The sequence below is a fragment of the Endozoicomonas sp. SESOKO3 genome (genome assembly GCF_024606255.1).
On sequence record NZ_JAHHPR010000186.1, the window covers coordinates 1 to 1,189 of the forward strand.

Sequence of the window (1,189 nt, forward strand, 5' to 3'; positions counted from 1 at the left end):
CCTTGAGAACTTTGGTATATTTCTGAGCAACGTCATTCTCGTCTGTTTCAAACTGATCAACACTGGAAACGCCTTCATCAATACCATAAAGAATTTCTGTAAAGCTCATACCTCCGGGAGGGATAGAGTCGGTACTTTCTGAAAGCTCATAAGGGTAGGTGGTGGTAATAGATTTGGGTATTGTCTGCTGGTCATCAGCTAAAGTTGGCTGAACTATGACCTCACTACGAGTATACTCAAAACCTCCATTGCCCGGAATATAGGCAGATATCTTCAGTTTGCGAACGGCCTGTGCCTCTGTACTCATGATGGAAGAGCTGATTGCAATCGCCACTGCAAGACTTAGTGCATTGGGGCAGGTGTTTGACATTTTAAAACCTTAGAGCTGAATACTTTTATTACTGTGAAAAGTGATTGTCATACCTGGCGAGGAAGCAACTTACGATGGTTTATGGCTGTCAATCGCTCGTGGCTGTTCCGGTAAGCTTTTGTACGAATTTAGTTCACAGAATTCAAAGTTCGTCCTGCGTCTTCTTATCTTTATCAAGGTGAAGCTTCTCAACCTTGAGACCAGCCGGTGCTGCTTTCACCGCTGCGGGGTTTTCCTCAGCCGCTATAGCCCTTGATTCAAATAAAGCACCCAGAGTGTAGGAGTAAGGAATACTTTCTGCATGAGAAAACGACCATCTGGGCACATTGTCCCTGAAGTATTGCTCCCAGCTATTCTCAAACATCTTCATTGTGCGATCACGGCGTTCACGAAACTGCAGATAATTTTCATGTCGAGTCCAGCCATGCGTCGCGTCGCTTGCTTTAACACGGTTTGTATAGGCTTCATCGGTTTCATTGAAGCGCTGAGGCGAGGCAATAGCGGTGCGTTTTACATAATCATCTTGCGTTTCACCTACGCCTCTCCAGCGGTTGATCTTGTCAAGACTTCGGCCCATAGGTCCGCCCAGCCATTGGGTGAGCATTTTGTTGTCATTCATGAAAAAGTCGAAAGTGAGACTGGATGCCAGAGCGAATCCGAAGGTTTGAGCATAGGTGAACCCGGATATAAGACCGTGGGCGTATGCTCCGACAGTGGCTACCGGACCCAACACCAGACCGGCTGTGGCCGAGGCCAGGGTTTTCACTTTTTGTGGTGTCACCCGGTGCAGCAGCGGTACCTGAACGCCTTGTCCGGAAC

Annotated in this window: 2 protein-coding genes; both read right to left on the bottom strand. The window is 47.7% G+C overall.

What is annotated here, in order from left to right:
* Window positions 1-370: hypothetical protein (locus KDK18_RS03260; protein WP_257253186.1), on the bottom strand; the 370-nt coding region annotated here is incomplete at its 3' end.
* Window positions 371-512: 142 nt separating this feature from the next.
* Window positions 513-1,189 (bottom strand): hypothetical protein (locus tag KDK18_RS03265; protein ID WP_257253188.1); only part of this gene is annotated, 677 nt, incomplete at its 5' end.